Consider the following 25,561-nt stretch of genomic DNA (forward strand, 5'->3'; position numbering starts at 1 on the left):
CTACCCCAGGCGGACTTCCTTGCCGAAATGACGACTCTGAGGATCTGGTTTATTTTTTATAGCCTCCCTCTTCTTTGTTCAAAGCATCATATAAAATCTCTACGGGATGGTACGCCCGCTCCGAAGTTCCATCCTTGATCTGATGCCGACAACTTGCTCCAGGCGCTACAATCGCATGTTCGGATTCCTTTTTTCTCACAGCAGGGAAAAGAACCAATCCACCTATTTGCATGGAAATATCAAAATGCGCTTTCTCATATCCAAAAGAGCCCGCCATTCCGCAACAACCTGACGCAATTGAAGTCGCAATATAGTTCTCCGGTATGGAAAGAACCTTTTCTGTAAACTGTTGTAGCTTCCAAGCCTTTTGCTGGCAATGAGCATGCACAAGCATTGCTTTTTGAGACATATTGAAGTCTGTGGATGATATATTCCCTTTCTCAAATTCCTTCCAAAGAAACTCTTCTATAATCATGGCATGTGGTGCGATTTTTTCCGCATCTTCCAAGAGGTGTTCATCCACCAGGTCAACATATTCATCCCGAAAAGACAAAATAGTCGAGGGTTCGACACCAACCAGCGGTGTTTCACTATTAATCCGGGAAGCAAAAATCTTCACATTTTTATTGGCCAGTTTTTTGGCCGCACGCAGCATACCTTTTGAAATTAGCGCACGTCCACTGAATGCGTGATCTGTTATTAAAACTTTATATCTCAATTTCTCTAACAACAAGATGGCTTTTTTACCAATTTCTACATCGTTATAATTCGTGAATTCATCACAAAAGAAATAAACAGTTCTTTTTATCTGGGACACGTCATATGCAGGTTTATCACGGCGCTCGAACCATTTTCGCAAAGATATAACGCCTACTAAAGGAAGATTCCGCTTTTCTGAAAAACCAACCATACGCTTGATAAACCTTCCGACCAGTCGGTTTTGAACAGACCAGTTGTACACTGCAGGCATATAAGAAGCCATCTGTGTTACCTTATCTACCCATCCCACTAAGCGTGTACGCATCGGAAGACCATTAGCATCGTGATAAGCCTGTAAGAATTCTGCTTTAAGTTTAGCCATATCCACACTCGAAGGGCATTCCGTCTTACAGCCTTTACAACTTAGACATAGATCCATCACCTCTTTGATTTCAGGGTGGTCAAAGGGATTCTCTTTCGGCGAATGCGTTAAAAACTCCCGTAAAATATTAGCCCGCGCACGGGTTGTATCTTTCTCATCTCGCGTAGCCATATACGACGGACACATAGTTCCTCCAGACAAATGAGACTTGCGGCAATCTCCAGAACCATTACATTGCTCCGCATGCTGAAGAACGTGTTGTGTCCCATAACGAAAAACAGTTTTTATCGTTCTGTTCGGTTGATCAGGAGTATAGCGCAGGAAGGAGTTCATTGCCGGAGTATCCACTATCTTCCCCGGATTAAACACGCCATAGGGATCCCAGGTGTATTTAATTTGTTTCAGTAATTGATAGTTCTGCTCCCCTACCATATAAGCGATAAATTCGCCTCTCAGCCTACCATCCCCATGCTCTCCACTCAATGAGCCTTTATATTTTTTTACAAGTTTTGCAATCTCGAAAGCGATCTCCTTAAATAATTGATTGCCCGTTTTAGTTTTCAGATTCAATAACGGTCTTAGATGTAGCTCCCCGGTCGCAGCATGTGCGTAGTGAACAGAATATAAGTTATAACGCGATAAAATCTGATTAAATTCAGCGATATAATCGGGCAAATCCTGTACATCGACAGCAGTATCTTCGATCACAGCCACTGGTTTTTCGTCTCCGGGTGTATTGCTCAAAAGTCCAAGTCCGGCTTTTCGTAAATCCCACACCTTCTTCTTGTCCTCACCGAGGATCAGTGGAAAATAATATCCTAGCCCTTCCCGCCGCATATGCGTTTCCACTTCATTGGCTTTGCGTCGAATCTCTTGCTCATCACTACCGTCGTATTCCACAATAAGGATTGCAGCAGGATCCCCCTGTACGAAAAATCGGTTTTGAGTTTGCTCGAGATTACTCTTTGTACACGACAGAATATAATTATCCATAAGTTCGCTAACAAGTGGCCCATGCCGAAGAGCAACCAAGTTTGCGCGTAACGCTTCTTCAATACTATAGAAATGTACACATAATAATCCAGAAGGATACTTGGAAATCTCATTCAGGTGCAATTTAACCGAGGTGACAAATGCTAGTGTACCTTCCGATCCGCAGATCAGTTTCGAAAAATTAAACCGACCTCCTCCTGCGGTGAAAGGATCCGTATCGACTAAAATATCTATCGCATATCCCGTGTTTCTTCGGTCAATAGACGGTTTTGGAAACTCCGATCTAATCCATGCCTGATTTTTATAGTCACCGAGTATACTTCGAATTTGTGTATACAATCGTCCTTCAAGTGTGGTATCCACGCATTTTTCCGTAAACTCTTCGAAGCTTAAATCTTTAAATAGCACTTTGGACCCGTCGCTCAAAAAAGCTTCGATCTCCAATACATGCTCCCGGGTACTTTTGTAGATCAGTGAGTTGGATCCGCAGGAGTTGTTTCCTACCATTCCGCCAATCATTGCGCGATTAGCCGTAGAGGTTTCCGGGCCGAAAAAAAGACCATACGGTTTCAAAAACAAATTCAGTTCATCCCGAATTACTCCTGGCTGTACCCTCACCCATTTTTCCTCTTTATTGATTTCAAGTATCTCCGTAAAATGTTTTGACACATCCACCACGATGCCAGAACCCACCACCTGTCCAGCAAGAGAAGTACCTGCAGTACGCGGTATGAGTGAAATTCTATTTTCTTGCGCAAAAAATATAAGCTTTTGAATATCTTCGGAAGTCTGGGGAATAGCCACGGCCAAAGGCATTTCCCGATACGCAGAAGCATCCGTCGCATACAGAATACGCATCGTTTGATCCATAAAAAGATCTCCTTGGAGTGATTCCTTAAGATGTAATAAAAGTTCTTCCAAAATCTGTCAATTTAGGAACCCTTGATCTGCGTCGTATACGTGCTTTCAAAAATTTTATCCGCATTATTTGTCTCAAAACCATCCCTGCGATGATGCGGTTGAATCTGGTCCTTCGGTATATCTTTATGCGCAGGTAGGACACTACGTTCGGCAAATTCGACGTAGCTACCCGCAATTTCCAGCGACTTTCCATCCGCAAATTCGGCTTCATAGAGTGCCGACACCGTACTACTTTGCCGTAATAACCCATCATCGCTTGTTTTAATAACTCCCCCCGAGGTATTGAGCTTCACTCCGACACTGGTCAAGAAACTATTAAATTCTTCCAGCGTATTGTACCCATCTTTCAATTCATGAATACTAATCGTATAATGATTAAGGTAATAACGGTTATATATCACCCATGCCGCATATTCGCTTTCTGCAAGTAAAGCCTGATAATCTTCCGAAGTAGGCAAATCCCACAACGGTGTCTGCAAAAATTCAGCCACTGCGTTCCCATTTTTTAAGTCCAATCCATCTATGGGATCAGACTTAATGCCTTTTGTATATCGGTAAATAATAGCCTGTGCAGTTTCTGATAAATCTGCTACCCTCAGCTCAGACACGAAAATACGTGGATAATGTGTTGCTGGAGGCGAGTACCAATATGCATCCAACTTCTTACCCTCGAAATAGTAATAGTCTCTTTTAGTATATCCGTATTTTAAGAATATTTTTTCAAAAGACTGAATCCCCAGATGAGGAACACCTAATGTTCTAAAAGCAATATGATCGTTGACAATATCATCTTGAGATGCGATAACACCCTTGTCTAATAAGGCTTTCGTAATTTTGTCGACATCAGCGACATTTTGGCGATAATGCTCGAACAGGTCATTCAAGACAATATCTAACGGATTATTTTCATCAAAATGCATAGGACAAAAATTTAGTTTATATCTTCTGTAAATCTAAGCAATAGCTTTCTTATTCACATTACAATATAACAAAAATTGAACTTTATTCGAAAAAAATAAGGTACTACAAAAATTTATTCTGAATAGTCGACACAGAAGAAAATATTACAGTTCCTCCCGCAGAATTTTTTCCAGTTCTTCAGGAGTAAGGTTCATGTTGATATTCCCATCTTTCGCAAATGAAATTTCTCCGGTTTCTTCGGAAACAATCACCGCGACAGCTTCCGACACTTCGGTAACACCGATCGCTGCACGGTGCCGTAATCCAAATTGAGGAGGAAGATCCTCACTGTCTGAAAGGGGTAATACTGAACTCGCAGTCATCACCCTAAAATCAACAATGACAACGGCCCCATCATGCAGGGGGCTGTTCTTAAAAAATATACTTTCTAATAATCTTTTAGACACTGGGGCATCAACATATTCACCACTTGTTTGGTAATATTCCTCGTCAAAATATTTAGAAAACACGAGCAAAGCTCCCGTCCGTGACCTTGACATACTTTTACACGCCTCGATAATAGGTTTGATTTCTTCCGAACGATCCTGTTGTGTTGTCCTTTTACTTGCCAAGAAACTCCAAAAGAATTTCTTTCGTCTCAGGGATATGTTTTTACCGATATGGAGCAAAAACCTCCGGATTTCCTGTTGGAATACCACAATTAGTGCAATAGAGCCCACGGATATAAAACCACCGAAAATCTCGGTCAGCAACCGCATTTCTAATTGTTTTACGACGAGAAAAATACCGTAAAAAAGACCAACTCCTAAGAGGATATTCACAGCGATAGTCCCTTTGATCAAACTGTAGATATAATAAATAATCACAGCAACCAAAAGGATGTCTATAATATCCAATAGCCGAAAGCCCTCTAATAAATTGAAGCCTAATCCATCCATATTCCTACGCAATTTATAAAATTCCTACAAGATTCTCGTTATCTAGCTGCTACAATAACTGCAAAAATATCTAAGTTTGTAGTTAGAAATAGGAATCATGACGAAATTATCTGTTAACATCAATAAAATAGCCACTCTTCGCAATTCTCGCGGCGGAAACACGCCAAACGTATTGACTACGGCTTTAGCGTGCGAACGATTCGGGGCAGAAGGCATCACTGTACATCCTAGACCTGATGAAAGACATATCCGATACCAGGATGTATACGATCTCAAAGCTGATATCACGACAGAATTTAATATTGAGGGGAACTGTCAAGAGCAGAAATTTGTGGACCTCGTGCTCGCTAATAAACCTACACAGGTTACGTTGGTGCCTGATGCATTAGGTCAGATTACCTCAAACCACGGTTGGGATACCATCAGAAACCGGGCGTACCTTACCGATATGGTCAGACTCTTTCAAGATCAGGGTATTCGGGTGTCGATCTTTGTAGATCCCGATGAAGACATGGTAGAGGCAGCAGCCGAAACCGGAACTGATCGTATCGAATTGTATACCGAAGCCTATGCTGCAGAATACGGGTTTGATAAAGACAGAGCAATTCACCCATATTTTAAAGCTGCCTTAAAGGCACGTGAAGTAGGTTTAGGATTGAATGCGGGTCACGATCTGGATTTAAACAATCTAGCGTATTTCAATCAACACATTCCTGGATTATTGGAGGTAAGCATAGGGCATGCACTTATATCGGATGCGCTGTACCTCGGCCTAGAGGAGACCATCAAACGATATTTAGCGGCGTTAAAATAGTATTGAGTATTAAGTATTGGGTAATTAAGAAGATAATGACCTCATAGAGGTCATTATCTTCTTAATGAATTCCTCTAAAAATTCTATTCCAACGGATTTTAGATAAAAAAGTACCATCCTTATCCCAGCTTAGCCATGTAAATAATGCTTTACCCACAACATGATCTTCAGGAACAAATCCAAATTCTCTTGAATCCATAGAATTGTCTCTATTATCACCCATCATCCAATAATAGTCCATCTGTATCGTGTAGCTATCTGCTTTGGTCCCGTTCAGGTAGATACCATCAGCTCGTTGCTCTAAAGTATTCCCTTCATACACTGTAATTAGTCGACTATACAAAGGCAAGGTTTGCATATTTAATTTAACTACATCTCCTTTTTTAGGAACCGTTAACGGACCAAAATTATGGAAATTCCAACTATATTCTTCTGCATGAGGAAAAGATGATTCGGCATTTTCAAACGGAATAACCTGTTTTACATTCGTCCACGATTTTACATCTTCTATTTCTTCGTCAGTCACATATAAGACATAAGGTTCAGCCATCCCCTGTATAAAGTCATATCTTTTATCAATTAGACGTTGTGGGTTAAGACCCGTTCCATCCGTATAAATAAAATAAGCCGATTGCACGTCAGAAGACCCAAATCCGGGCGCACCGTTTACAATCAATTTAGCATTCTTCATTTCGACAACATCTCCTGAAATAGCTACAGCCCGTTTAATATAATTCTCCCGTTTATCGACAGGTCGATTAAATGGCGCATCAGCTTCCATAGGATAGTTGAAAACAACCACATCATTACGCTCAATTACCTCAAAACCGGGCAGACGTTTGTACGGAACATGAACTAGTTCCGAATAAGCCTTACCGCCGGTAATGGGCATGGTATGATGCGCAAAAGGAAAAGCAAGTGGTGTGTTGGGAATCCGCGGGCCATAGTTCAACTTACTCACGAAAAGAAAATCCCCTACTAATAATGATCGTTCCATAGATCCCGTAGGAATCATATAAGCTTCAATCAAAAATCCTCTTATCAAAGAGGCCGCTACTGTGGCAAAGATAATTGCATCCGCCCATTCGCGTGTAGTGGATTTCTTATATGGGTATTTTTTCTTAAATTCTTCCGTATTAGGTTGGCCCAGATATTTAACATTTGGATCCCGTCCCCACATTGGTAATACAATAAAGGGAATTAATACAGCAGCTGCATTTTCCCAAAAACGCTTTTTACCAAACGCTTTGATAAGATCTAAATATAGCCCATAAAAAATGAAGATATTAACAATCGGAACAAGTAGTAAAATCACCCACCAAGTTGGTCTAGCAACCAACTGAGCCATTACATATTCTCTGTAAAAAGGCACGATAGCCTCCCACCCTTGCTTCCCTGCCTTCCTGAAAAGTAGCCATAGGCCATATAAAGCAACTATTGTTAATACCCCAAAAATGATATACCACATATAATTAATAAGTCAAAATTAAAAAGTCAAAACCAAGCTTGCCTGCCTCCCGCAGCATAGGCGAGCCCATTAAAATTACTAAAAAGTCAAAAATCTACCAATCACTAGTTACGAATTACTAACTCCTAACCCCTAGTCACTAACTCCTATCTCCTAATACCTGATTAAAGTCAAAAATTTCAGTTACCTGAAAGAAACCCTTCTTTCCTTGCAGCCATTCCGCAGCAATAACTGCCCCTAGGGCAAAACCATCTCGATTATGCGCTGTGTGTTTGAACTCAATCTGATCGACCTCCGAACTGTATAAAACAGTATGCGTGCCGGGAACCTCTTCTATTCGCAGACTTTCAATCAACAGTTCGTCTGCCTTTGCGATCATCTCTTCACCTTCGCCAACCACATCATTCACCCACGTATTCTTTGTAGAACTATTTTCTAAGATCCCCTCTGCTATTGTAATCGCTGTACCACTAGGTGCATCCAATTTGTGGATATGATGTATTTCTTCTACCTGCACATCGTATTGCTTATATGGGTCAACGGCTTTGGCCAATAGTTTATTGATATGGAAAAAGATATTTACACCAATACTAAAATTAGATCCGTATAGCAATGATTGGTTAGATTCGAGACACGTCTCTTTTACTTCTTGGAGATGCTCATACCATCCTGTCGTGCCTACCACAAGTGGCAAATTAGCCTCAAAACACAGGCTTATATTTTCCAAAGCTGCGTGAGGCGTACTGAAATCAATCGCTACATCCGCTTCTTCCAAATCTTCCATACCAATAGATGGTCGATTGTTCTCATCCACAATAAGTACCACTTCGTGTCCTCTCTTCATGGCGAACTTTTCAATAAGTTGCCCCATTTTGCCATATCCTAATAAGACTATCTTCATCTTTCTTTGTTCGTTTTTTATGGTAGATGCGTGTTTTGGTTCTTTTATTTTTGTGCGCCAGTATTTTTACACCGCTAATATACTAATCCTGAATATATTCTACCAATTAACTATCGAATGTTAAATGTTAATTTAATTCCCGGTACAAATTGATTTTTAAGTGGAGATTGATATCCGACATAACCTGAAGGCATAAAGGTTGGTGACACTTTTACACTCAAATTATCGCCCATATTGTATCTATTTTTCAACATGGAGTTCACATACGCTTCCACGACATTTAAACCCCAAAACCCGACCGTAGCAAGGATCGTCAGATCCCGGTTACGACGTGCATTATCTTTTGACTGGATAAGTCCTTCTAAAGTCCACCGTTCTAAATCAGGATCACTAACATCTCCATTGAAGTCAATCCTATACTGTGCTTCATTCAAAAATTTCAGATAGTACCATTGCCAATAATCGAATGTAAAATATGCTCCCACAAAACCACCGTAAATAATCGGCACCTTGATCCACCAGAGACCGCCATTGGTATACTGTCCCCAACCAGGTAACATCAATGAACGTTTCCAGGCTACACGTGACACTTGTTCGATAGCCAGACGAGTAGAATCTTTAAGAATATCTTTATAATAAAACTTCGCACGTTCCTTTTCCGCCTTTTCTCTCGCCCTTCGCTCCTGCCTGGTCTCTTTTTTAACGGTATCCTGTGCAACCGAATCCACGGCCATAGTCACTGAATCCACTTTTAGTGCCGTTGAATCCACATTTTGTGCCGTTGCCGGAAAGCAGGCACAACCGAATACAAAAAAGAGAAAACAGATTTTATACATTACCAATCTAACAATTCTAAGATGCGGCTCAAATCATCCTCCGAGTCAAATGGAATTTCAATCGCACCTTTTCCTCTCGTATTTTTCAAATTCAAACGTACACGTGTTGAAAATTTGGAAGCTAAATCGTCTTCGATTTTTTGATATTGAAAGTCCAATTGCTTCCCTACGTTTTGATTCTTTTTCGGTTTTGTCTGTTGCTGTATATTACGCACCAATATTTCGGTCATCCGCACAGATAGCCCCTTATCAATGATCTCTTGGAAAACGAATAATTGCTTGTCCACTTCCCCTACGTTGATCAAAGCACGTGCGTGTCCCATGGAAATCTGGCCATCACGTATACCCGCTTGTATCGCTGGAGGCAACTTCAATAAGCGTAAATAGTTTGTCACGGTCGACCGGTTTTTACTCACCCGATCACCTAGTTCTTCCTGTTTTAGGTTACACTCCTCGATCATGCGCTGAAAGCTCAGCGCCACTTCGATGGCATTCAGGTTTTCACGCTGGATATTTTCGATAAGTGCCATCTCCAACATCTGTTGGTCGTTGGCCGTACGAACGTAAGCAGGCACTTCGGTGATATCCGCAAGTTTAGAAGCACGTAGTCTTCGTTCACCACTGATAAGTTGATATTGGTTTTTGCTGACCTGTCTTACCGTGATAGGCTGAATAAGCCCCTGTAACTTAATAGACTCTGCTAATTCTTGTAACGCCTCCTGATCAAAATCAGTTCTCGGCTGAAAGGGATTTACAGCGATTTGTTCAACCTTAATAAAATTGATACTTCCTGCTGCTGGCACCCCAGTTTTGGTATCTGTTGCTTCCTTTTGATCAGATTTAGGATTTATCACAACATCATCCTGCAATAATGCTCCTAATCCTTTTCCTAAACCTGTTTTTCGTTGTAATGCAGCCATACTATACTATCGCTTGTTCTTTATTTTCTTCTACTAAACCATTCTTTTGCAAAATCTCACGCGCGAGATTCAGGTAATTGATGGCGCCTTTACAGGATGCATCGTGCATGATTACGGAAATCCCAAAACTAGGAGCCTCACTTAATCTGGTATTACGCTGTATAATTGTCTCAAATACCAAATCGTGGAAATGTGTACGCACCTCCTCTACCACCTGATTAGACAAACGGAGGCGGACATCGTACATGGTTAGTAGAATGCCTTCTATTGCTAAATCGGTATTTAGACGGTTTTGGACAATTTTTATCGTATTTAATAATTTACCCAATCCCTCTAATGCAAAATATTCACATTGAACCGGAATAATGACCGAGTCCGATGCTGTCAAGGCATTAATCGTGATCAATCCCAATGAAGGAGAGCAGTCGATAATGATAAAATCATAGTCATCTTTAATCTGCAGGAGCATTTTTTTCATTTTATACTCGCGTTCGTTCAGGTTGATCATTTCAATCTCAGCACCTACTAAGTCAATATGTGCAGGCAGCAAATCTAAATTAGGCGTATCCGTACCATGGATAGCCTCTCTCGGATCTAAATCATTCACCAAACATTCATATACACTGGCTTTAATAGCTCTTGGATCAAACCCGATACCTGACGTCGAGTTTGCCTGAGGATCTGCATCTACCAACAATGTCTTATACTCCAAAACCGCTAAACTAGCCGCTAAGTTAATAGAAGTCGTTGTTTTACCTACACCACCTTTTTGATTTGCAATGGATATTATTTTTCCCATAAGATACTGAATCTTTACCTATTAAATGTATACTTCATGTTCTCGCACCAAATTTACATTTCAATAACTTACCAAATGCTTAAATGATGTTAAAATTGCTATTTTTGAGAACATTTCTGAGCTTATAACTCAGCATGCTAAGATACGAAAAATAGATTTACCATTTACATCGTCATTCATTGAGAGACATAAATTACAAAAGCACAATGAATTTAATTATTTCGGGAACAAATAGATTGGGAAGCAACTCGTTAAAGGTGGCCAGATATTATCAGGAACAGCTACAACTACGAGGTGAAGAATGGGAAATATTTTCGTTGATTGACCTTCCCCACGACATCATTTTCTCTGATTTGTACGGCAAAAGAAGTGAAGGTTTTGCGCATATACAGGAAAAGATTTCCGCCGCCCGTAAATTTATTTTTGTCATTCCGGAATACAATGGCAGCTATCCAGGCGTGTTGAAAGTGTTCATGGATGCCTGTGCATTTCCTGCTTCATTTTATCAAAAAAAAGCGATCCTCGTGGGGGTGGCAACTGGAAAATACGGAAATATCCGAGGTGTTGACCATTTTACAGGTGTCTGTAATTATATGCGGATGCATGTTCTACCTCTTAAGATTCATATTCCACATATCCAGAACGAGCTTAACAATAACAATGAATTCATTGACAGCATCACGGTCAAATTCATTGAGGAGCAAATTGAGGAAATTATTCGGTTTTAGAAGCTCTGTACACGTACGCGCTCCAATATATTTTCCAGTGAATAATTAAGCAGTACATCGTGTATGGGATATTTCCCAAGTGTATCCTTTTTTTCCTCGTAACCAAACATGTCCCATTCACCATTGTGGTACTCTAATGCGGAAAGATTTTCGATCCAGTCGCCCGAATTCATATACACACACGAACCTTTCTTCGTGACCACCGTACGGATTTGTGGCTGATGGATATGTCCGCATATCACGTAGTCGTACTCACTTTCAATAGCCAGCTCCGAGGCGGTCTGTTCGAAATCCGAAATAAATTTCACTGCCTTTTTCACCGAGTTCTTAATTCTTTTTGAGAGCGAGTATTTCTCCTTTCCAAATCGGACAAGGATCCAGTTCATCAAATTGTTCAACCCAATAAGCCTATCGTACCCCCATCCGCCTAACTTTGCCAACCACTTGGAATGTTGAATAGAAGCGTCGAATACATCACCATGAAATATCCAAGCCCGTTTATCGCCCAAATGCAGCACCAATTTATCCACCAACTGGATATTACCAAAATGTATATTCGTGAATTTTCGCAGCATCTCATCATGATTGCCCGTGATATAGATTACTTCACAACCTTGATATGCCATATCAAACAGATACTTAATCACTTTCAGATGCTGATCAGGAAAATAGCTTTTTTTAAACTGCCAGATATCCATGATATCGCCATTCAATACCAGTTTTGCAGGTTTGATAGAATACAAATAGTGGAGTAACTCTTGTGCCCGACATCCATAGGTTCCGAGATGTACATCAGAAAGTATTACTAAATCGACTTCTCTCTTCATGTATACAAAAAAACAAAACAACTGTTAACTCATCATTTTCAGATAGTTAAAAAATCATCAAGTTTTTGAATAGATTGTTTTTAATGAAGGTTTATTTTATACAACTTCAAATGCCTGAACATACCCTAGGCAATGCCTTATAAAGAAGGGCGGCATCATAAAAAAAAGAGCTTCTTTGCAGAAACTCTTTTTACGTGGGGATTACTGGGTTCGAACCAGTGACCCCTACCTTGTCGAGGTAGTGCTCTAAACCAGCTGAGCTAAACCCCCATTTATATATAACAAAAGCACCCAGTGGATGCTTTTTGTGGGAGATACTGGGTTCGAACCAGTGACCCCCTGCTTGTAAGGCAGGTGCTCTGAACCAGCTGAGCTAATCTCCCGAGTGCTGTTTGTGGAGAATACTGGGTTCGAACCAGTGACCCCCTGCTTGTAAGGCAGGTGCTCTGAACCAGCTGAGCTAATTCTCCTTTTGCTAATAGCGTGTGCAAATATAGGTCTTAATTTTTAGTTTCAAAATATTTTACAAACATTTTTTACAGTCTCTACACAATCAACTAAAAAACAATTACATAAATTTTAGTCATAAAATTTCCAAGAAACACCGAAACGCAAGTTAGCGGGATTCATCGGATATCGTCGCACAGTATAATACCCTTTGGGGTAGATATGTTGGTTGACAAAATTATAACTGATAAACAAATTTACACGCTTAAGATTTGCCGTAGCCCATACATCTACAATAGGATAAGTAGAAAATTCCAGCCCCACATTATCATTGTAAAACTGTCCAGCATTGATGGCATAGGAAGGTGTTTTAAATGGTGTATTAAATTTTCCATCCACCCCTATTCTAAAATCCAGCACTTTGTAGGCGACATCACCATAATAAAGACTATGCCAGGTATATAGTTCGGGAGTTGCCAGCACATCCATTGCATCCGATTTCTGATACACCACCAAGTTATCCAAACTGAAATTGCCAAATCTAAAGTTTTGCCCTACACTTAATTTCAACAAATTAAGATTACCATATTGAGCCGGTTCAACCAACTTCTCCAACCGTTCATCATCGTTCGGATTAGCCATCTCCCTAAAATAGAGGTAATTGCTAATTAAAAAATATTCCGCTTTTCCAGAGAATCCGATTTTATCATTCTGATACTTGAACGATAGATTTTGCGTCTTTTCCTTATCCAGACTGCTCGACCAGCTGTGGTAGGTGTAGTTCATCCTGGAAAATGTCATTTCGGGCGACTTATTTTGCGAATACGCACCGATGGAAACCCGACCTATTTTATCCCCTACAAATACATCGGCATTTGCTTCATAGAGAAAATCACCCACATTTCTTCCCAGTACAATTTGGTTTACAGCCAATTTCAAATTTACTTTATTACTGAATTGGTAACTCAGATCTCCTTTAACAGCACTATTTTGGAAAAAATCATTTGACAGGCTATCTTCATACCAGATTAAGTCATTTTGAAAACCAAGATTCAGTTTCGCCTCATTTTTTAACAACGATTTATTCCGTAAATAAAAAGAATAGGTAAACTCATTAGATATCGTTGTAATTTTGGTCGTATCGTGCACCAAACCGGCATTTCCAAACGGAAAGGCACCATACATATCCTCTTCATTTTTGAAGAAAATATACTTTCGCTGCCGAATAGATGAATTGTGTGCAAATGCATTAGTCGGGTGAATCTCCATTTCAGGTAGCCCCGCATTTAGGGTATCCAACCTTCCGATATAAAACGACTGACGTAGAAAGAGTCCATTGTCTAACCATTTATTGTATGGTCTACTAGCCTGCTGCCCCTTTAAACGCGTGGTAACGCCGTACAACGATGAGACGTCGTTATCCCTGAAAATACTATCATTGATAATCGAACCATTCTCGGTCGCATCGATTTTGTTAAACGCCGCATTGACCAACATATTATAACGTCGATTGGGCGACTCATACCATGAAAAAACTGTTCCTTTGCGATCCGAATACGCCTGATTAAAATAGTAACCATCCGTATTGGTAGCTTCGTATTGCACACCAACATTCCAATTCGGATTTATATTCTGCGCCAATTTTGCCTTAAACACCTGATCATCAAAGAGAAATCCAACTGCATAGAGTTCCGAATACCTCGCTCTGGCCCTATAATAGATTACCGAATCAGACGTCAGCAAGTACCTTTCCAATGCATGAAAACCAGGCTGAAAACCAATCGATTTATTCGGATTAAAAAGCAGGTCTCTCGTCGCTAATCCATACGACCCCAAATGTATACTGGGATTCCAGGGATGATTCTGCGGATTGTAATATTGGAAATTATAGTGTGTAGTATCTATTTGCTTAGTATGCGACGCATTTTTCAACATATTCAACGTAGCATACCGTACGTATTTTGCGCTAAAGACCACTGAATCCTTTTTGTTATCCTCCAATGCACGCGCGGAGTCCAGCGCACTGCTAAACTCCTCATCTACCTGGGCATAGCCTTGCGAAGTTACGCCCACCAACACAATAACACTAAAAAGAATGCGTATCAAATACTTCATGTAATCTATTTATTATCCAGCAAACTTAGATAACTTGCGGTTTATATGCAAGCGATTAACTCCTTTAGTATCGCTGTGAGTTTTGGTTCAGCTTCGGCGGCCACAGCAACAATTTCAGTCAACGACACCGGCTTTAAATCGGCATGATATCCTTCATCCGTAATCACGGATATAGCAAAAACGGGAAGCCCCATATGATTCGCTACAATTACTTCGGGCACCGTACTCATGCCTACAATATCACCGCCTATAATCCGCATGTACCGGTATTCCGCTCTTGTTTCTAAATTAGGCCCTGGAGTAGCGACATACACCACTTTATGTGCGGTGACGTTCAGTTTTTTGGCAATTTCTAAGCCCTGCTGCAACATCGTTTTGTCATACGGTGCACTCATATCCGGAAATCGGGGACCAAAATCATCATCGTTGGATCCGCGGAGTGGATTATCCGGCAGTAGATTAATATGATCGTCAATAATTCCGATATGTCCTTTTTGGATAGCCGGATTTAAGGACCCCGACGCATTCGACACAAATAGTTTCTGCACACCAAGGGCTTTCATAATCCGTACCGGGAAGGTAATTTCCTGCATGTCGTACCCTTCATAATAATGAAGACGGCCTTGCATAGCCACCACACTCCGGCCATTCAACGTGCCAAATATAAGTTTACCGGAATGAAATTCGACTGTGGAAATCGGAAAATTGGGAATATTAGCATACATGAGTTGATACTCAACCTCAATTTCATTGACCAGCTTCCCCAGGCCGGTGCCTAATATAATTCCAAATTCGGGTGTAAAGTCGCCTATTTTACGGCGTATAGAAGATACAGTTTCGTTTATTAAATGATACATGCGTGCAAAAAACTAAGACTCAAACTTAACGTTAATTTTTTGCACACACAAGTCAGCATTTCCCCTATCTAAGCGAAGCCTGCTTTTCCAAAGACATCCGTCCTGGGGACGTCACCAATAACAACACACAGGTTATTACCGCATTATATACGATCAGTTCAAATCCAATACGATATGTTGTATAAGGTATAATATAATAGGTATTCAGCACAAACAATAAAACAGGAGAAAGCACACAAAAGAAAGGCACCAGTTTATCGTTCACCTGCATTTTGGTCAAAATCCCAAAAGCAAACAACCCAAGAAGCGGGCCATAGGTATAACTAGCAGCAGTGAATATAGCGGTGACGACCGAGTCATCGTTTATGATCCGAAATCCCAAAATTACCAATAGCATGATGAAGGAAAACACGAGATGCACGATATTTCTAGACCGCACCAATTTAGGATCATTCGGATTCTCCTTTTTATTGAAATTAAGAAAATCAATACAGAATGAGGTTGTTAACGCCGTAAGTGCCGAATCTGTTGTAGCAAAAGTCGCTGCCGTCAATCCCATCATAAAGATGATCCCGGCTACGAGTGTCAAATTATTCAATGCAATCTCAGGATACAAGTAATCCGGTGTGCGCAATGCGCTGATATCAATTCCTTTCTCGCCCACGTAAATATAGAGCAATGCCCCCACTGCTAAGAAAAACAAGTTAATCACTACAAAAATCCCTGTGAAGGTCAGCATATTTTTTTGCGCTTCACCGATGGTTTTCATACTTAAATTTTTCTGCATCAGGTCCTGATCCAATCCGGTCATCGCAATGGTAACGAAGGCTCCGCCGATCATATGTTTCCAAAAATGGTTTTTATCCCCCAATAGGTTTTCCCAGATAAAAATCTGCGAATAGGTGCTATCTTTTACCTTTTCAAACGCTTCAAAAACCGAAATTCCCAAACCATCTGCCATAAAGAAAATAGAAAGTATTACGGCTAATAACAAGAAAAACGTCTGCAGCATATCCGTAATAATTATGGTCTTTAGTCCCCCCTTATTCGTATAAAGCCAAATTAATAAAAGGCACACCGCTACCGTCACAGCGAAGGGCACATTCCATGCATCAAAAATAAATTTCTGAAGGATAATTGCTACCAGATATAAACGAAATGCCGATCCAATCGTACGGGATATCAAAAAGATCATTGCTCCAGTTTTATAGCTCCGATGTCCAAGTCGCTCTTCCAAATAGGTGTAGATAGACGTTAGATTCATACGGTAATATAGTGGAAGTAATACGTAGGCAATCACCAAGAAACCCAGTGCATTTCCCAATACGAACTGAAAATAACTAAAATTAGAGAGGCCTACAGCTCCCGGTACAGAGATAAAGGTTACACCAGATAGGGCTGTTCCAATCATTCCGAAGGCGACCATGTACCATTTCGAATTCTTGTTTGCAACGAAGAACGTAGCGTTATCAGATGATTTCTTGGCTGTAAAATGCGATACGCTTAATAACACACCAAAGTAAACCACCAAGAATGCGAGAAGAGTTATAGGAGACATATGTTAATGTTTAGTCAGCTGTTGATAATTTTCTATGGCCTTGCGCACATTTCCAAATTCTTCAATCAAAGCCGTCGCAGTTTCTTCATCGACGCCCGTTTCGGCCATCACCATCCGCACGCCACGGCCTACCAATTTATGATTAGAAAGTTGCATATCAACCATTTTATTACCTTTTACACGTCCCAATTGTATCATCACAGACGTGCTAATCATATTTAAAACCAATTTTTGCGCTGTACCAGCTTTCATCCGTGTAGATCCTGTTACAAATTCAGGTCCTACAATCACTTCCACCGGAAATTGTGCCTCTTTGGCTATAGGCGAATTACCGTTACAAACAATACAACCCGTTACCACACCGCTTGCATTCGCTTTCCGAAGCCCACCTATTACGTATGGAGTCGTACCCGACGCGGCGATACCAATCACTACATCATTTGAATTAATGGCAAACTCTTCCAGATCTTTCCAAGCCTGTTCCATATCATCTTCGGCAAATTCTACTGCCTTACGGATCGCAACGTCTCCACCCGCTATCAGTCCAATCACCCAATCAAATGGCACACCATATGTCGGAGGACATTCCGACGCATCTAATACGCCCAATCGTCCGCTCGTACCCGCACCTATATAAAACAACCTTCCACCCGATTGCATTTTTTCAACTGCGATTTTTACCAAAGACTCTATCTGAGGAATCGACTTTTCAACCGCCAACGGAACTGTAGTGTCCTCCTTATTTATATTCGTCAATAACTCAAGAACAGACATCTTGTCCAGATCTTGGTAGTTCGAATCTTTCTCTGTCGTATTTATCATTTTATTAGAGATTCTGATTACTGTAGTGGGTAATATTTCGTAAATATGCAAAATAATTATAAAACATGCAAAAACACGCAGAACTATTCTATAATTTTTCCAGTAGCACGAAATTATAATTTTTTAGCTTTAATTCACGTATTAATTCGTCAAGAAGATTGTATAGTTTATCTTTTCTTCTCTTATCCGTACCGAGATGAATAAGAATAATATTTCCATTTAGTCCTTTTTGGGCCTCTAAGGCATACAGTTGATTAATAATGGCCTCCGTCGTCACATAACGGGATTGCATTTCTGGATACGTATAATCCGCAACCGTCCGTATCCCGGGCGTAAAATTATAAGTCTGTATACCCAGCCTATTCGCCCAGTCCACAATTTTGTCGTTGTACCATTCATAAGGCGGAATAAACTTGTCAATCTGCGTGACACCAATTTTCGTCAATCGATCTACATTTCGTTGTAAGTCCTTTTGAAAGTCAACTTCATTAAGCAGCAAACTATCTCTATTTTCCCAAGGGCTATATAGCAAATGTGCATCCGAATGCGGTCCTATATAATTTCCGTTTTTAAATAGCCGTCTTAATGTTTTAGTATTTTTCTCAACAAATTCCCCTGTAACAAAAAAAGAGCCCTTTACCCCATTTTTATTCAATGCTTTTTCAACAGTTGCGATACCATCCCGAAATTCGTGCCCCGTAAAGACCAAACTTATCTGTTTTTTACTCGTATCGCCCCGGACGATCGCCCCATATTTATCTTTTATTTTCAACGACTGACTTTTACTTTCCTGGGCAGACAACAGATAGATTAACGAAGCCGTACCATCCATGGTTGGTTCGTTGGTACTGTAATCACCAAAGTCATCATGATACACAACTAGATCACTTTGAAATTCAGCGTATTCATCTTCTTCCAGTAATTTAATACCGATCAGACTGTTGTATGTCGCAGCGTATACCGGACCATCTACCAAACCACCATCAATTGGGTACTGATGGAGATGCGTAAATGCCGAATGCGGATCTACAGGTGTATCTCCCCAAGCGGGCAATCCATACACCATAGAAGTGCCCCATGGATTCACACCGAAGAGCCAGTCGATATTCGCCTGCTCCAATTCATCGTAGCTATCATCTCCAGAAACCGTACGGTACCACATACATTGAATGGCAAAAGAAGTGGTCAGGTTATTACTGCACCAAATAAAAGGAACACCCCTGAAAAATACATTTTGCTGCGCCCGTTCCCAAACGGCATCAATCCCGGCCTTATAATAAGAAAGCACTTTGGCTCGGTCATCTCCCTGCAGTTTCTTAGCAAGCTCATAATGCCCTAAATTAATAAATGGATAATACTGATAGTGATTAGCGGTATCCCGTATCATCCAAGGCGTTATCTTTTCCTGCGCAGCATACGACAGTGCAGCATCTACATGTTTTTTGTCACCAAAAAGGGAATACATTTCGATTTCTGCCAGTTCCATATCATCCACCCAATTATCCTCAGCATAGATATAAGGTGATTTAACGGAAACAGTCTGCGTCACCCCCGGTTTAATGTAACTGTACGCATAAGCAGTCTGCGCTTTCGACCTTAGCTGCGTGCTATACTTCCGATCTACCGCATCGAATAAGTGATGTCCCAATGCAAACGCACTTACAAACTTGGCTGCCGTAGAACTCGTGCCGGTCGTATTATTTAGAAACTTACCTCTTTGCTGTGGCTTACCATCAATAAAATATACCGGTCTTTCAAATCCCCTTCCATAATAGGGGTCTTCGCCCGGCATACGTAATTTAGTGTGATCCCTATCGTCTGCAATCTGATTAAACATGATGTTGGGCTTGGGGTGCATCTTCAACAACCAATCCAACCCCCATTTGGCTTCGTCTAAGACATCGGCCAGTCCATTGCTTCCATCCAATCCATTAGCCTGCTTTTCGTCTGAGAATACGTCTGGGAAATCCCGGTAAGCTGCCAAGAGATGATAGGTCGCATTTGCGGATGTAGTTGCGTACTGCAGGTAGTCCGACGCATCGTGCCAACCGCCACCTACATCTACATGGGTACTATCAGGTAATCCTACCGACTGCGCATAAAGCGTAAAACCATCGTGCGTATGGCAGCTGTCTTGAAGAAATGGATTGAATAGTGTACGCTGTTGCCGCATATAACGCAAGGCAAAATCCGCGGTACCTTTGTATACTTCTTCATTAATCCTAAAAACAGGAGATTTTATATTCTCAACACGCACGTAATACGTTCCGGATTGTGTCCAGCCCGAGAAATCCAACCGGTAACCAGATGCAAAAGGCCCATAATGTCCAAACCCCTTTCCAGCTTTCCCTTTGAATACCGTTTTATTCGATTGGCTGTCTATAATTTCGAATTCCTTTATCTTTTCATTTCCCTTAGATACCCATACAGCTACCTTTTTAGATTCGGGTAGGTAGCCCAGCTGGTTAATTCGTATCCAAGCATTCTCCTGCCCCTTGGCTAAGGACAACAATCCGATAAAGATAGCTAGAAACAGGATTCTCTTCATGCCTTTAATATTGCAGCAACACAATCTTACCATCCATCGTACTTACCACTACCTTATTTTTAAGTACCAAAGGCGGATTTATCATTGCATTTGAAATTTTATATTGCCAGGCTACGTCACCAGATTTAGGGTTTACAGCAGATAGTAGACCCGAATTGCTTGGTACAAACACCAGCGAGGATGAACTATATATAGCCGTCGGCACGATATCGTAAGGCAGCTGTAAGGACGATTTCCAATCGATTGTCATGGAATCCGCTTTTGCAGATATGCCCACCAATTCCCCGTCCATCGTCTTCGCATATATGAATTTCTTATCCCGCGACAGCCCCATCGATTCCCTTACGCGGTATAACTCCTTCTTTTCCCGCCATATTACTTTACCGGTCTGCAGCTCCAAGGCCGTCATATACCGATCCGGTGCAACGACGAAGACACGATTGTTCGCTACCACAGGATAGCATGCCGCTACCGAAAACATGCGGTTGGCGTGTCCATTATTCCACTCCCACATCAGCTGTCCCGTATTTACATCAAGCGCATAAAAGCCATTTCCCCAGCTTCCGAAAATCACCTTATTATCTGCAATCGTAGGAAGGGTAGACACGTAGTTCTTCACACCTTCAAATGTCCAAACCACCTTTCCCGTAAGCAGATCCAGGCAACGAAACACGCCGTCCGAACCACCGATATAAGCCTTTCCTTTATAGAGCTGCGGAGAACCCAATACCGCTTTCGAAGTTTCTGTTTTCCAACGCACAGTACCCGTTTTGGCATCTAATCCGTAGATAAAATGGTCTGAGGAGCCTACAACTACGATTCCTTTATCTACGGCAGGCGTAGAATAGACCTTACCGCCCGTTTTATAAGACCACATCTTTTTACCATCAGCTAAACGGAGCGCATATACCTCCCCAACAGTATTCGCGGTGAACAATAACTTGCCATTAGACGTGATCCCTGCACCGATATCGCCGTGATCTTGGTATTCCCAGAGTAATTTTGCTTTACTCTTATAATTTACCGAATAATCCGGACGTTTTACAGCTTGCCCTGAAACATCTTGGAATTTTTTCAGTGGCAGCTTTAACCAATAATCTTCTGTGGACAGCAGTGGTCTACGCGTTTGGAAAAAAATGGAATCCGGCTGTATCGTTATAATATTATAGCCCCCAACTTTCTCCTTTGCCTGTAGGTTAGAACGAACCATGACCCCGGGGATACCTTCCCAGTCGTACAGCCTGTTTTGATGGCCATGACCACATGTTGCCACCTGAATATTCCGTTGTTTCAATCGGTCTATTTTTTCAAACCAATTATTTAGAGAAGAGTCGAGAGGATAATGGTTGATGGCTATCAATGGCGTTTCTTTATCTGGATTTGCTTTGAATACCGAATCCATCCACACCAGATTTTCACGTGGAATCTGTCCGGGGCTCATCCGCATATTAGGTCCCGATGTGGTCCCGATAAATTGGATCCCCTTGTGTTCAAAAAAGAAAGATTCAGCCCCAAATACCTTTCGAAAACTATTGGCACCACTCTCGGACCAGTTGCTATCGTGGTTGCCGGGAATAACGTACAAGGGTAGGTTCAGGCTGTCCAAGATCTGCTTCGCTATCGCCAATTCTTCATCCGATCCAAATTCGGTCACATCGCCAGACAGGATGACAAAGTCAATATCCTTTAGTTGATTCAAATCCTCTACTGTCCTTCTCAGATCGTCTGCCCCCGTACTACCGCCTACATGCGTATCGGTTACTTGGGCAAACTTGAAGGATTGGGCAAAAGAGGTTCCGCAGAATAAACTAACTGTCAGAAAAATAAAGATCTTAATCATAGGGGAAAATTGAGTCTTCAAAAACACGAACAACATCATTAGGGCAGCTCTAGAAGAACTGCCCTAAGATTCTATTTTTTCTCAACTGTGTTAGTTGGCTTACTTTCTAGATTATCTAAATTTAGTGATGTTACACAATAATGTCCAGATTCGGTAACATTCAATTTCGAATCTGTAGTCACTGCTACCACTTTACCGACGGCTTTTAAATCAGAGAAATGGTAAACAACGGAGCGCACATTGCCACTGGCCGCCGTCCAACTTAATTCATTACCGTTGATCTTTACATTTCCGGGTACCGCAGCTGGAGCAGCAACTTCTCTACCGGCAAACGGCATCACCGCCTTGTGGCTATATAGCTCAGCAAGCTTGTCCGTAACACCTATCCTGTTTGCATATACATCCCGTGCACTATACATCACGCTACCTACGGCCTTAGCGTTTCTTTTTGTCATATCAAACTGCCTGACAAGCTCTTGAGTAGATTGAAAAGCTGCGGGGTTTCCTGCAGCGCCGAATCTATACAAAGCATGACCTATTACCAACTTCGCACTAAAAGAAAATTGCGCCCAGGTTGATAAGTTCAATTGAAAATCATTAGATGAATTGCCTATTTCCTGATACAACTGTGGTATCAATATATCCACCCAACCTTGTTTACACCATTTTTCCAAGTCGGCGTACAAAGTATTGAAGTTATATGTCTTACTCGCTGCAGGCGAAATTGAAAAAACGACCTGAGGTTTATTTGCTACTACAGTACTATGGATCAGCTCAATCGCTTTATCTACATTATCTCTTCTCCATGCCTGTATAGTCGAAAAGCCAGTCCCCATCGTTTCATAAAGTGGCTGATCGGAAACCATCGTACCTGCTGAAGAAGGATCTGGATAAAAATAATCATCCATATGGAGTCCGTCGACATCATACTTGGTGATGAGATCCTTTACTATATCTGCCAACCGCTGTCTCACCTCAGGCAAAGCCGGATTATAAATCTGTATCTTCTCATGGTCAACCACCCATTCTGGCTTTACAGCAGAATGCAAGGCAGGATAAGCTGTACCCGATGCGGCTCTTGTAGCAATACGATATGGGTTAATCCATGCATGGAACTCAATTCCTCTTGCATGGGTTTCATCTATCATAAATTTAAGCACATCGTAGCCTGGGTCTTTTCCACGCGTTCCGGTGATATTGCCACTCCATGGTTCATAAGCCGAGTTGTAAAAGGCATCCCCCATACCCCGAACCTGTACAAAAACCGAGTTAAAACCTAAACTCTTTAAATTATCCAGCATGTCGGTATAGCTCTTCTTTTGCACAGCAGCATCATATGCTGTATTTGCAAAATCAGATGTTCTCGGCCAATCCAGTGCCCATACAGTAGCAATCCACGCACCCCTCATCTCCTTCTTGGGCAGTGTCAGCGTAGAAGGCTCGGGTCCCGGTGGATCCGGATCGGGCGTACCCGGCCCATCTGAGTCTTTACTACAGCTGTTGAAAATCAATGCTGCATATAGCAGCATTGATATATAAATCGAAAATCTTCTCATCATTATACTATATTAAAACATGAGGGTGTATCATCAATCTAAGGATATCAAAAAAAACACGTCATTGCGAGGAAGAATGACGAAGCAATCTTCGTTTTATCTTGTTAGATTGCCTCACCATCGTTCCTCCAGTTCGCAATGACGATGATGTCGTAACTTTTAATACTCCCTCATGCCATATTTATCTACTAATCTTCAGTGAGCACTTTTTTAGGCACTTCAAAGAACACAAATCCAGCATCGAGTGTCGCCGCATATAATAATAATTTGTCATCATTACCCTCTCCGTCTTTAATAACCGCCCAACCCGTTTGCGAAGCTGGGTTAATATTTACCGGCCCATCCAGACTGTACGACAGTAGAGGCCCATCCGCAGAGGCATCTAAAAACCTTAAACCGTCGTCTACTGTTTCACCCCTCGTAATGTTGTACACCTGGAAAACAGTACCTTCTTGTCCAGTTCTTGCAGCAGTGACACCCATAATGTACCTTTCTCCATTAAAGTTAACAACACGAACATCACTTAGACGAACTGGGAACTTGGTTGCTTGATAAACGACGTTAGCCTGTTCACCGACTAGTCTTACAGGGCCGTCATGTCCCGTAAAGATATACTGCGAAGAATTTGGAACCTTATTATAAGAACCCCAAGAACCTAACGCAGCAACACCTGTCTCAAAGAAAACCGGAGCGGATATCGTTGTGTAATTCGTAACATTGTATTTTAGGATGCGTAATCCACCATTATCTACAAAATATATATTTCCATTGCCATTTTCATCCAGGTTTACGGACATATTGTCTCCAAAGCGGTAACTTGCTGGTGTTGCTGCAGCCGTAGTAGTATTCAAAATAACTTCTGCAGGTTGAGCCGGATCAGTCCAATGATAAATTTTAAGCGGAGATGCATTGCTACCGGATAAACTTGCCACATAAATATGATCGCCCGAAATAGCACCTGAGTGCATGGTGAATGTTCCTCCGGCGTAGCCTCCTGCTGGCGCACCCAAAGGAATAGGAGTAACCACATTATTTCTAAGGTCGGACACCCTTAACACATGTGCATTATTCCCACTTCTATCTACTACTAGCACGTAGTTCTTGCTAAAACCAGATCCCCTCACCAATCCTCCTGTAAACTTATCATACTTTGCATTGCCCCCTGGATTATTCGAATAATCGTATGTAACAGCTTGAGTGAACTCTGCACCAAAAACCGGAACCCTTAAGCGCAATCGCGCAAAGTATTCACTCGATCTTGGATTATTTACTACCTTTAATACGATTGATCGCTCAGATTCGCCTTCCTGAAACACCACCTCATAAAAGTCCTTTTCTAATCGGGCACCATCAGAACCTTGTATCTCAAATTTCAAATTGCTAAAATCAGTATCCGGATCAATTCTAGGGAATGAGATTTCCTTCTTATCATGATCTATTGTACCTTCTAGTGCGATATCGCCGTTAGATCCAGCATTCACTAATCGAATAGATTCCAATTTTGTGAACTTACTGCTGGTATCCATTTCAGACGGTAAATCATCCTTACAAGAGTTAAGCGTAAAAAGCAACAGTAAGCCCAACACCGTACTTGATTTAAAAATTATATTCAACATTTTCATAATATTAAAATTATATATGATCAAACTATATGAAACACACTGTAGTGAA

General features: G+C 41.3%; 19 protein-coding genes and 3 tRNA genes. 2 read left to right on the top strand and 20 right to left on the bottom strand.

What is annotated here, in order from left to right:
• Positions 1-49 precede the first annotated feature (49 nt).
• From FAZ15_RS05425 to cdaA, 3 genes are all read right to left on the bottom strand, one after another.
• The gene (locus tag FAZ15_RS05425) at positions 50-2,995 is read right to left on the bottom strand and encodes an FAD-binding and (Fe-S)-binding domain-containing protein (RefSeq protein ID WP_136900303.1); all 2,946 of its coding nucleotides are present in this window, start codon (positions 2,993-2,995) and stop codon (positions 50-52) included.
• An 11-nt stretch (positions 2,996-3,006) separates the two neighbouring features.
• Positions 3,007-3,915 (bottom strand): DUF1338 domain-containing protein, encoded by a 909-nt coding sequence (locus FAZ15_RS05430; protein ID WP_136900304.1) that lies wholly within the window; start codon positions 3,913-3,915, stop codon positions 3,007-3,009.
• A gap of 144 nt (positions 3,916-4,059) precedes the next feature.
• A complete protein-coding gene (gene cdaA, locus FAZ15_RS05435) occupies positions 4,060-4,854 on the bottom strand; it encodes a diadenylate cyclase CdaA (protein WP_136900305.1) in 795 nt (264 codons plus the stop codon).
• Between the two features lie 97 nt (positions 4,855-4,951).
• Between cdaA and FAZ15_RS05440 the strand changes: the two genes are divergently transcribed.
• Positions 4,952-5,668 carry a pyridoxine 5'-phosphate synthase gene (locus FAZ15_RS05440; protein ID WP_136900306.1) on the top strand — a complete coding sequence of 239 codons (717 nt, stop codon included), beginning with the start codon at positions 4,952-4,954 and terminating at the stop codon, positions 5,666-5,668.
• A 61-nt stretch (positions 5,669-5,729) separates the two neighbouring features.
• Here FAZ15_RS05440 and lepB read toward each other — a convergent pair whose 3' ends face one another.
• From lepB to FAZ15_RS05465, 5 genes are all read right to left on the bottom strand, one after another.
• The gene (gene lepB / locus FAZ15_RS05445; RefSeq protein WP_136900307.1) at positions 5,730-7,136 is read right to left on the bottom strand and encodes a signal peptidase I; all 1,407 of its coding nucleotides are present in this window, start codon (positions 7,134-7,136) and stop codon (positions 5,730-5,732) included.
• A gap of 139 nt (positions 7,137-7,275) precedes the next feature.
• On the bottom strand, positions 7,276-8,037 hold the full coding sequence (gene dapB / locus FAZ15_RS05450; protein ID WP_136900308.1) for a 4-hydroxy-tetrahydrodipicolinate reductase: 762 nt from the start codon (positions 8,035-8,037) through the stop codon (positions 7,276-7,278).
• A 110-nt stretch (positions 8,038-8,147) separates the two neighbouring features.
• The gene (locus FAZ15_RS05455; RefSeq protein ID WP_136900309.1) at positions 8,148-8,873 is read right to left on the bottom strand and encodes a DUF5683 domain-containing protein; all 726 of its coding nucleotides are present in this window, start codon (positions 8,871-8,873) and stop codon (positions 8,148-8,150) included.
• Complete coding sequence (locus FAZ15_RS05460; RefSeq protein WP_136900310.1) at positions 8,873-9,793, bottom strand: ParB/RepB/Spo0J family partition protein; 921 nt, start codon at positions 9,791-9,793, stop codon at positions 8,873-8,875. Before FAZ15_RS05460 ends, FAZ15_RS05455 begins: the two co-directional genes overlap by 1 nt.
• A 1-nt stretch (position 9,794) precedes the next feature.
• Positions 9,795-10,592, bottom strand: a complete 798-nt coding sequence (locus tag FAZ15_RS05465; protein ID WP_136900311.1) for a ParA family protein — start codon at positions 10,590-10,592, stop codon at positions 9,795-9,797.
• 206 nt (positions 10,593-10,798) lie between these two features.
• On the opposite strand from FAZ15_RS05465, the gene FAZ15_RS05470 reads away from it, so the two are divergent.
• Positions 10,799-11,320 carry an NADPH-dependent FMN reductase gene (locus FAZ15_RS05470; RefSeq protein ID WP_136900312.1) on the top strand — a complete coding sequence of 174 codons (522 nt, stop codon included), beginning with the start codon at positions 10,799-10,801 and terminating at the stop codon, positions 11,318-11,320.
• On the opposite strand, the gene FAZ15_RS05475 is transcribed toward FAZ15_RS05470, so the two are convergent.
• The 12 genes from FAZ15_RS05475 to FAZ15_RS05530 all read right to left on the bottom strand — a co-directional run bounded on the left by FAZ15_RS05475 (position 11,317) and on the right by FAZ15_RS05530 (position 25,506).
• Positions 11,317-12,147: a UDP-2,3-diacylglucosamine diphosphatase gene (locus FAZ15_RS05475; protein ID WP_136900313.1), complete on the bottom strand. Its 831-nt coding sequence runs from the start codon at positions 12,145-12,147 to the stop codon at positions 11,317-11,319. The genes FAZ15_RS05470 and FAZ15_RS05475 overlap by 4 nt on opposite strands.
• A 195-nt stretch (positions 12,148-12,342) precedes the next feature.
• Positions 12,343-12,417, bottom strand: a tRNA-Val gene (locus FAZ15_RS05480).
• A 38-nt stretch (positions 12,418-12,455) separates the two neighbouring features.
• Positions 12,456-12,530, bottom strand: a tRNA-Val gene (locus tag FAZ15_RS05485).
• 12 nt (positions 12,531-12,542) lie between these two features.
• Positions 12,543-12,617 (bottom strand) — tRNA-Val (locus FAZ15_RS05490).
• 109 nt (positions 12,618-12,726) lie between these two features.
• Positions 12,727-14,709: a putative porin gene (locus tag FAZ15_RS05495; RefSeq protein WP_136900314.1), complete on the bottom strand. Its 1,983-nt coding sequence runs from the start codon at positions 14,707-14,709 to the stop codon at positions 12,727-12,729.
• A 41-nt stretch (positions 14,710-14,750) separates the two neighbouring features.
• A complete protein-coding gene (locus tag FAZ15_RS05500; protein ID WP_136900315.1) occupies positions 14,751-15,566 on the bottom strand; it encodes a purine-nucleoside phosphorylase in 816 nt (271 codons plus the stop codon).
• A 64-nt stretch (positions 15,567-15,630) separates the two neighbouring features.
• On the bottom strand, positions 15,631-17,124 hold the full coding sequence (locus FAZ15_RS05505; RefSeq protein WP_136900316.1) for a sodium:solute symporter: 1,494 nt from the start codon (positions 17,122-17,124) through the stop codon (positions 15,631-15,633).
• A 3-nt stretch (positions 17,125-17,127) separates the two neighbouring features.
• On the bottom strand, positions 17,128-17,946 hold the full coding sequence (gene murQ / locus FAZ15_RS05510; RefSeq protein ID WP_136900317.1) for an N-acetylmuramic acid 6-phosphate etherase: 819 nt from the start codon (positions 17,944-17,946) through the stop codon (positions 17,128-17,130).
• Between the two features lie 88 nt (positions 17,947-18,034).
• Positions 18,035-20,494 (bottom strand): glycoside hydrolase family 9 protein, encoded by a 2,460-nt coding sequence (locus FAZ15_RS05515; RefSeq protein ID WP_136900318.1) that lies wholly within the window; start codon positions 20,492-20,494, stop codon positions 18,035-18,037.
• Between the two features lie 4 nt (positions 20,495-20,498).
• Entirely contained in the window at positions 20,499-22,334 is a 1,836-nt protein-coding gene (locus FAZ15_RS05520) for an outer membrane protein assembly factor BamB family protein (protein WP_136900319.1), read from the bottom strand.
• Positions 22,335-22,405: 71 nt separating this feature from the next.
• Positions 22,406-23,893: a glycoside hydrolase family 10 protein gene (locus tag FAZ15_RS05525; protein WP_238387160.1), complete on the bottom strand. Its 1,488-nt coding sequence runs from the start codon at positions 23,891-23,893 to the stop codon at positions 22,406-22,408.
• Between the two features lie 185 nt (positions 23,894-24,078).
• The gene (locus tag FAZ15_RS05530) at positions 24,079-25,506 is read right to left on the bottom strand and encodes a DUF4623 domain-containing protein (RefSeq protein ID WP_238387161.1); all 1,428 of its coding nucleotides are present in this window, start codon (positions 25,504-25,506) and stop codon (positions 24,079-24,081) included.
• Positions 25,507-25,561: the final 55 nt, after the last annotated feature.

This window comes from Sphingobacterium olei (genome assembly GCF_005048855.1).
Taxonomy (GTDB): domain Bacteria; phylum Bacteroidota; class Bacteroidia; order Sphingobacteriales; family Sphingobacteriaceae; genus Sphingobacterium; species Sphingobacterium olei.

Bases quoted from the DNA above. Each gene is read 5' to 3' on its own strand.
- FAZ15_RS05430 (WP_136900304.1), bottom strand. From the start codon at position 3,915: ATGCATTTTGATGAAAATAATCCGTTAGATATTGTCTTGAATGACCTG.
- cdaA (WP_136900305.1), bottom strand. From the start codon at position 4,854: ATGGATGGATTAGGCTTCAATTTATTAGAGGGCTTTCGGCTATTGGAT.
- FAZ15_RS05440 (WP_136900306.1), top strand. From the start codon at position 4,952: ATGACGAAATTATCTGTTAACATCAATAAAATAGCCACTCTTCGCAAT.
- lepB (WP_136900307.1), bottom strand. From the start codon at position 7,136: ATGTGGTATATCATTTTTGGGGTATTAACAATAGTTGCTTTATATGGC.
- dapB (WP_136900308.1), bottom strand. From the start codon at position 8,037: ATGAAGATAGTCTTATTAGGATATGGCAAAATGGGGCAACTTATTGAA.
- FAZ15_RS05455 (WP_136900309.1), bottom strand. From the start codon at position 8,873: ATGTATAAAATCTGTTTTCTCTTTTTTGTATTCGGTTGTGCCTGCTTT.
- FAZ15_RS05460 (WP_136900310.1), bottom strand. From the start codon at position 9,793: ATGGCTGCATTACAACGAAAAACAGGTTTAGGAAAAGGATTAGGAGCA.
- FAZ15_RS05465 (WP_136900311.1), bottom strand. From the start codon at position 10,592: ATGGGAAAAATAATATCCATTGCAAATCAAAAAGGTGGTGTAGGTAAA.
- FAZ15_RS05470 (WP_136900312.1), top strand. From the start codon at position 10,799: ATGAATTTAATTATTTCGGGAACAAATAGATTGGGAAGCAACTCGTTA.
- FAZ15_RS05475 (WP_136900313.1), bottom strand. From the start codon at position 12,147: ATGAAGAGAGAAGTCGATTTAGTAATACTTTCTGATGTACATCTCGGA.
- FAZ15_RS05495 (WP_136900314.1), bottom strand. From the start codon at position 14,709: ATGAAGTATTTGATACGCATTCTTTTTAGTGTTATTGTGTTGGTGGGC.
- FAZ15_RS05500 (WP_136900315.1), bottom strand. From the start codon at position 15,566: ATGTATCATTTAATAAACGAAACTGTATCTTCTATACGCCGTAAAATA.
- FAZ15_RS05505 (WP_136900316.1), bottom strand. From the start codon at position 17,124: ATGTCTCCTATAACTCTTCTCGCATTCTTGGTGGTTTACTTTGGTGTG.
- murQ (WP_136900317.1), bottom strand. From the start codon at position 17,946: ATGATAAATACGACAGAGAAAGATTCGAACTACCAAGATCTGGACAAG.
- FAZ15_RS05515 (WP_136900318.1), bottom strand. From the start codon at position 20,494: ATGAAGAGAATCCTGTTTCTAGCTATCTTTATCGGATTGTTGTCCTTA.
- FAZ15_RS05520 (WP_136900319.1), bottom strand. From the start codon at position 22,334: ATGATTAAGATCTTTATTTTTCTGACAGTTAGTTTATTCTGCGGAACC.
- FAZ15_RS05525 (WP_238387160.1), bottom strand. From the start codon at position 23,893: ATGATGAGAAGATTTTCGATTTATATATCAATGCTGCTATATGCAGCA.
- FAZ15_RS05530 (WP_238387161.1), bottom strand. From the start codon at position 25,506: ATGTTGAATATAATTTTTAAATCAAGTACGGTGTTGGGCTTACTGTTG.